This is a genomic window from Lapillicoccus sp., from assembly GCF_046595215.1.
Classification (GTDB): domain Bacteria; phylum Actinomycetota; class Actinomycetes; order Actinomycetales; family Dermatophilaceae; genus Lapillicoccus.
Genome location: NZ_JBKJPP010000052.1, coordinates 1 through 6,469, shown reverse-complemented (window position 1 = coordinate 6,469; position 6,469 = coordinate 1). Strand labels below are relative to the sequence as shown.

Here is a 6,469-nt window from a genome sequence, read left to right as displayed (position 1 = left end):
GGTTGCCCGGATACCCTTCCGTCCGCCGCGAGTTGCTGGCACGCTCAGGCCATGAAGAGCACGATGCAGACCACGCCCTTGTTGATCTCCCACCTGCTGCGTTACGGGACGACGGTCCATGCCGACCAGGAGGTCGTCACCTGGACCGCCGACGGACCCCGGCGGACGTCCTACGCGGAGGTCGGCACCCGTGCCGCCCAGCTCGCCGGTGCCCTCCGCAAGCTGGGGATCACCGGCGACCAACGCGTCGCGACGTTCATGTGGAACAACGCCGAGCACCTCATCGCCTACCTCGCGATCCCGTCGATGGGAGCCGTCCTGCACGCCCTCAACATCCGGCTCTTCCCCGAGCAGCTGATCTACACCGCCACCCACGCGGGCAACGAGGTCGTGATCGTCGACAACTCCCTCGCCAAGCCGTTCAGCCAGCTGCTCCCGCACCTCACGACCCTGCGCCACGTCATCGTCAACGGCGAGATCGACGACGAGACCCGGGCCGCACTCGAGGCCGTCGAGCACATCGAGGGGGTCCACGACTTCTTCACGCTCATCGACGGGGAGCCGCAGACCTTCGACTGGCCCGAGGACCTGGACGAGAACTGCGCGTCGTCGATGTGCTACACCTCCGGCACCACGGGCAACCCCAAGGGCGTGGCTTATTCGCACCGCAGCAACTATCTGCACTCCCTGACCGTGGCCCAGTCGCTGGGCGTGCGCCAGGGTGACCGCAGCCTCGTCGTCGTGCCGCTTTTCCACGCCAACGCCTGGGGCTTCCCCTACATCGTGATGATCGCCGGCGCCTCGGTGATCATGCCCGACCGGTTCCTGCAGGCCGAGCCGCTCGCGAGGATGATCGAGGCCGAGAGGGTGACCACCGGCGCCGGCGTCCCGACGATCTGGAACGACCTCCTGCGCTACCTCGACGAGCACCCGACCGACACGTCCAGCTGCTACCGGCTCATGGTCGGCGGCTCCGCCGCCCCGCCGGCCATGATGCACGCCTACCAGGACCGGCACGACATCGAGATCGTCCACGGCTGGGGCATGACCGAGATGTCGCCCGTGGGCACCCTGGCGGTCGCCCCGGCGGCCCTCGAGGCAGGCAGCGACGAGTTCTGGTCCTACCGTGAGAAGCAGGGCCGGCTGCTGTGCGGCGTCGACGGTCGGCTGATGGGCCCCGACGGGGTCGAGCAGCCCTGGGACGGCGAGAGCGTCGGAGAGCTGGAGGTGCGCGGCCCATGGGTCACCGCCAGCTACTACCTCAACGGGTCCGAGAGCGACACGGAGCGTAGCGAGATGAACGCGAAGTACAGCGACGACGGGTGGCTGCGCACCGGCGACGTCGGCGCACTCACCCGCGACGGGTTCCTCGCCCTCACCGACCGGGCCAAGGACGTCATCAAGTCCGGTGGCGAGTGGATCAGCTCGGTCGACCTCGAGAACCACATCATGGGCCACCCTGACGTCAAGGAGGCCTCCGTGGTGGGGGTGCCGGACGAGAAGTGGGGCGAGCGTCCCCTGGCGTCGGTCGTCCTCGTCGACGGGTCCACCACCACCGCCGACGACCTCAGCGCCTTCCTCGACGGAAAGGTCGCCAAGTGGCAGGTGCCGGAGCGCTGGGCGTTCATCGACGAGGTGCCCAAGACCTCTGTCGGCAAGTTCGACAAGAAGGTCATCCGCCGGCGCTACGCCGAGGGCGACCTCCCGGTCACGCAGCTGCGCTGACACAGGGGCGCTGACTCAGCTGGTGATGTCCTTGCCCGAGAACCGGGCCCATGCCGCAAGCCAGAAGACCACGGCATACCCGGCGTCGACGGACAGGCCGCGCACGACGTTGTCCCACGACGGCGGGTCGCGCAGCAGGTCCCCGAAGGAGAGCCACTCGTGGACGATGAGCCACGGGTGGAGCCAGCCGAGCTGGGGGACGGCGTCGAGGATCCAGGCGATGATCGTGAAGATCATCAGGGCGATCGTCGCGGCGATCGGTTGCTCGGTGAGCGTCGAGATGAAGAGGCCCACGGCGGCGAGCCCGGCGAGCCCGGCACTGAGGTAGAGCATCACGAGGACCAGCCGCCAGGCCGCCTCGGCGAACGAGATCTGAGACCCGGACAGGGTCGTCAACGGGCCCGCGCCGAAGATCGCGACCCCGACGAAGGCGCCGACGACGCCGACGACGCCGACCCCCCATGCCGCGCCGATGCACAAGGAGAGGTACTTCACACGCAGGAGCCGGGTGCGGTGCACCGGCACGGTCAGGAGGTAGCGCAGGGTGCCGAGGTTGGCCTCACCGGCCACGGAGTCACCGGCCAGCGTCGAGATGGCGAGCGGCAGGAAGAACGTCATCTCGAGGGTCAGGGCCGCGAGCGGCACGAACAGCCCGTTGGAGGTGATCGACGAGAGGAAGTCGGGCCCCCGGCCGGGACGGGGGGTCGAGATCTTCACCGCGATGGCGAGGACGACAGGCACGACCGCGAGCACGACGAGACCCATCTGGTTGCGCCGGCGTCCGGCGATGAGACGCAGCTCGGAGCGCAGCAACCGGGCCGACGGACCCGCCCGTCGCGGTCTGCGGGTCGCCGTCGCGTCAACCGCTGACATCGAAGCCCTCCCCGGTGAGGGACACGAAGAGGTCCTCCAGACTTGGCGACGCGATCGAGAAGGCCCGCACGCCGACCCCGTCGTGGACGAGGGCGGCGACGATCTTCTCCGCCGGGATCGAGCCGGGTATGCCGCGGACCTCACCGTCGAGCACCTCGACGCCGGTCAGGCCGAGCTCGGTGAGGACCCGCGCCGCCTCGAGCGGCTGGTCACTCGAGACCCGGGCGAGCGGACCCGCGACACCTCGAACGGACGCCGAGGTGCCTTGGGCGACCAACCGGCCGTCACTCATCACGCCGAGGTGGGAGCACATCTGCTCGACCTCGGACAGCAGGTGGCTGGAGACGAACACCGTCGCGCCGTCCGCGGCCAACGACCCGATGAGGTGGCGCACCTCACGGGTGCCCTGCGGGTCGAGCCCGTTCGTCGGCTCGTCGAGGACGAGCAGGTCCCGGGGGACGAGCAGCGCGCCCGCGATCGCGAGGCGCTGGCGCATCCCGAGCGAGTAGGCCCGGTAGCGCTTGGTCGCAGCGGCGAGCAGGCCGACCCGGTCGAGCGCCGCGTCGATCCGGGTCCGGGCCGTGCGGGGGTCCGCCAGCAGGTCCGCGGAGTCGAGCCGGGCGAGGTTCGAGCGTCCGGACAGGTAGGGATGGAACGCCGGGCCCTCGACGAGGGCCCCGACCCGCGGGAGGACGTCACCGGCGCGGGCCGGGATGGGGCACCCGAGCAGGGTGCGGGTGCCCGAGGTCGGCTGGACGAGGCCGAGGAGCATCCGGATCGTCGTCGTCTTCCCGGAGCCGTTGGGCCCCAGGAACCCGTAGACCGAGCCAGTCGGCACGACGAGGCCAAGGGCGTCGACGGCGGTCTGCGTGCCGAAGCGTTTGCTCAGCCCGCAGGTGGCGATCGCCAGATCACCGTCGTGGTCGGTGCCGATGGCGACGGTGCCGAGCGCCACGGTGGCGGCGTTCACGGGGCCGTGAGGGCGGCATACAGCTGCTCGGGGGCGACGGCGCCCACGGCGACCCGGCCGTCGTCGGTGAGCACTGCGGAGAAGAGCGTCCCGTCGATGACGCGACCGCTCCCCCAGGCGCCGCTCTCCCTCGGGATGGCCGCCAGGATGCCGGCGAGCTGCCGCTGCTCCCTCGACGCCTGCGCGTCCTGCTGGGGCACGGTGGCGACGACGACCGAGCTCCAGCCCGAGCCGACGACCTTCGGCGCCAGGGCGGCCCGTGCCGCGGGCGCGGCGGTGGCCGCGGCCTGCTGCCCACCCTTCAGGGTCCCCGACTCGGTGACCTTGGTGTCGGCCGGTGGGTTGAAGGCAAACTGACGGCCGTCGGGCGCCGCGAAGTCGACGGAGCTGAATCCGACCTCGAAGGCCGGGTTGGCGATCTTGGTCGAGTAGATCTGCACCCGCAGGGGGATGTGCTTCTCGCTGTCGATGGCGATGCGGACCTGTGCCACCCGGGTCGTGGCCTCCTTGGGCTTGAGCACGAGCTCGTAGGCCTGGCGACCCCCGACGACGGCTGTGCCCGAGGTCGAGACGTCGGTGCTCTTCCCCATGAGCGCCAGCGCCATCTGCGCCGCGTCACCGGGAGTCTTGGGCAGCTCGGTGGGTGCGGTCGCCGCACGCTTGGCGTCGGTGGCGGCGGGCACGGTGTGGTGGACGGCCGTCTTGTCCTTGCTCGACCACACCCAGAGGTCCGACCCGTTGCGGACGATGTCGGACTCGCCGAGGCTGCCGACGAGGGCGAGGCGCTGCTGCGTCGGGCCGGCGAACCAGACCCGCCAGGTGTGGGTGCCGGAGACGATGGACGTCAGGGACGGGTCGGCCCCGGTCGAGCCGGCGGCGCCTCCGCCCAGGCCCGGGATCTGGGGCAGGCCGAGGTCGGCGGTCTGCACGACGGTGCCGGACAGGCTCTCGAGCTGGGCCTGCTGGACGTCGACGAGCAGCTGGGCCGCGGTGCGCGGCGCGAGCCCGGCATCGGCGTTGGCCGTCCGGCTGGTCACGAAGGTGGTTCCACCGATGACGGCGACCGCCGCGACGGGGATGGCCCACCGGACCCGGGTGTGCTCAGTGAAGAAGCTCATGGGCCCATCCTGCCCCGGCCCGGCTGTGAACGACCTGAGAAGGGGGTCCCGAGGCGTTGATGAGCAGAGATGGTGACACCGTGCGGTGCTGTCGTGACACCGCGCCCGTGACACAGTGCCATGGTGCGACTGCTCCTGGTTGAGGACGAGACGCGGATGGCTGCGGCCCTCACGCGGGGGCTCGTGGCCGAGGGGTTCGTCGTCGAGCACGTCGCCGACGGGGAGGCCGGTCTGGAGGCGGCCCGGTTCGGTGGCTACGACGCCGTCGTCCTGGACGTCATGCTGCCGCGGATGTCGGGCTACACCGTGGTGAGGACCCTGCGCGCCGAGCAGAACTGGGTGCCGGTGCTGATGCTCTCGGCCAAGGACGGGGAGTACGACGAGGCCGACGGGCTCGACTACGGCGCCGACGACTACCTCACCAAGCCGTTCTCGTTCGTCGTCCTGCTCGCCCGACTTCGGGCCCTGCTGCGCCGCGAGTCCGGGCCCCGCCCCGTGCTGCTCGAAGGCGCCGGCATCGTCCTCGACCCCGCGTCCCACCGGGTCCACGCCGACGGCGTCGAGGTCTCCCTCTCGCCACGGGAGTTCCTCGTGCTCGAGCACCTGCTGCGAGCCGGCCCAGCCGTCGTCGCCAAGGAGGACCTGCTGGAGAGCGTGTGGGGGCCGGGAGACGACGCGAACGTCGTGGAGGTCTATGTGGGCTACCTCCGCCGCAAGCTGGGCCGGGCCCGCATCGAGACGGTCCGCGGCGTCGGCTACCGGCTCGCGACATGACACCGGGCGACATTCGGGGGCCCGACGACCAGGCGTCGCCCCGGCCCACCAGGGTCGAACGGATCAGCCTGCGTGGCCGGCTGGTGACCGTCGCCGTGCTCGCGGTGGCTGTGGCCCTGCTCGTCGGCGGGGTCCTGCTCTACGTCGTCCTCACCACGTCACTCAGCCGCACGATCCAGGCCGACACCCTCTCCAGCGCCCGGACGGTCGCCGCCCTCGTCGACGCCGGACGCCTCCCCGACCCGGTCCCGGTGTCCGCGTCCGAGGTCGTGCAGGTCCTCGACACCCAGGGCCGCGTGCTCGGCGGCTCGGTGACGGCCGACCGGCTCACCCCGCTCGTCACCGACGACGAGCGCCGGGACGCCCTTGCCGGAGACCGGGTCGTCGTGCCCGGGCACCGCTCCGGTCTCTCGGGCAGCCTCCAGGTGGCTGCGGTGGCGGCCGGACCGGCAACGGCCCCGGTCACCGTGGTCGCGGCATCGCCGACGGCCGACCTCGAGGCCAGCGGCCGGACGCTGCGCGTCCTCCTGCTCGTCCTCTACCCGCTGCTGCTCACCGTCCTCGCAGCGATCGCGTGGCGCGGCGTCGGCGCCGCCCTCAGACCGGTGGAGGCGTTGCGCCACAGCGCTGCTCGCATCGACGAAACCTCGTCCGAGACCGAGCGGCTGCCGGTCCCCCCGGCCCGCGACGAGATCAGCGCGCTGGCCGTCACGCTCAACGCCATGCTCGACCGGGTGGCCGGAGCGCGCCACAAGCAGCGGTCCTTCGTCGCCGACGCGGCACACGAGCTGCGCAGCCCCCTGGCGAGCATGCAGACGCAGCTCGAGGTGGCCCACCGACTCGGCGAGGGCGGGACGCTGCCGACCGACCTGCTCGCGGACGTCCACCGGTTGTCGTCGCTCGTCGAGGACCTGCTGCTCCTCGCCCGCTCGGACGACGGCGCGGCCGCGGTGAACACCGCCGGGACCGACCTCCGGTCGCTGCTTCCCGAGGTGGTCGGCCGGTATGC

Annotated in this window: 6 protein-coding genes; 3 read left to right on the top strand and 3 right to left on the bottom strand. The window is 71.5% G+C overall.

Going from position 1 to position 6,469, the window contains the following annotated elements; all coding sequences use genetic code 11:
- Nucleotides 1–51 precede the first annotated feature (51 nt).
- Nucleotides 52–1,725, top strand: coding sequence for a long-chain fatty acid--CoA ligase (locus tag ACLL9L_RS04850; protein ID WP_411283517.1), 1,674 nt, complete (start codon nucleotides 52–54; stop codon nucleotides 1,723–1,725).
- 15 nt (nucleotides 1,726–1,740) lie between these two features.
- On the opposite strand, the gene ACLL9L_RS04845 is transcribed toward ACLL9L_RS04850, so the two are convergent.
- The 3 genes from ACLL9L_RS04845 to ACLL9L_RS04835 are packed head-to-tail and all read right to left on the bottom strand — an operon-like array spanning nucleotide 1,741 to nucleotide 4,686.
- On the bottom strand, nucleotides 1,741–2,598 hold the full coding sequence (locus ACLL9L_RS04845; RefSeq protein WP_411283516.1) for an ABC transporter permease: 858 nt from the start codon (nucleotides 2,596–2,598) through the stop codon (nucleotides 1,741–1,743).
- Nucleotides 2,585–3,568, bottom strand: a complete 984-nt coding sequence (locus tag ACLL9L_RS04840; protein WP_411283515.1) for an ATP-binding cassette domain-containing protein — start codon at nucleotides 3,566–3,568, stop codon at nucleotides 2,585–2,587. Before ACLL9L_RS04840 ends, ACLL9L_RS04845 begins: the two co-directional genes overlap by 14 nt.
- Complete coding sequence (locus tag ACLL9L_RS04835) at nucleotides 3,565–4,686, bottom strand: LolA family protein (RefSeq protein ID WP_411283514.1); 1,122 nt, start codon at nucleotides 4,684–4,686, stop codon at nucleotides 3,565–3,567. Before ACLL9L_RS04835 ends, ACLL9L_RS04840 begins: the two co-directional genes overlap by 4 nt.
- A 123-nt stretch (nucleotides 4,687–4,809) precedes the next feature.
- Here ACLL9L_RS04835 and ACLL9L_RS04830 point away from each other — a divergent pair, with 123 nt between their 5' ends.
- Nucleotides 4,810–5,460: a response regulator transcription factor gene (locus ACLL9L_RS04830; protein ID WP_411283513.1), complete on the top strand. Its 651-nt coding sequence runs from the start codon at nucleotides 4,810–4,812 to the stop codon at nucleotides 5,458–5,460.
- A partial coding sequence (locus ACLL9L_RS04825) for a histidine kinase dimerization/phospho-acceptor domain-containing protein (protein ID WP_411283512.1) occupies nucleotides 5,457–6,469 on the top strand: 1,013 nt, incomplete at its 3' end. The genes ACLL9L_RS04830 and ACLL9L_RS04825, both read left to right, overlap by 4 nt.

Excerpts from the sequence above, each read along its gene's own strand:
- ACLL9L_RS04850 (WP_411283517.1), top strand. The coding sequence starts at position 52 with ATGAAGAGCACGATGCAGACCACGCCCTTGTTGATCTCCCACCTGCTG.
- ACLL9L_RS04845 (WP_411283516.1), bottom strand. The coding sequence starts at position 2,598 with ATGTCAGCGGTTGACGCGACGGCGACCCGCAGACCGCGACGGGCGGGT.
- ACLL9L_RS04835 (WP_411283514.1), bottom strand. The coding sequence starts at position 4,686 with ATGAGCTTCTTCACTGAGCACACCCGGGTCCGGTGGGCCATCCCCGTC.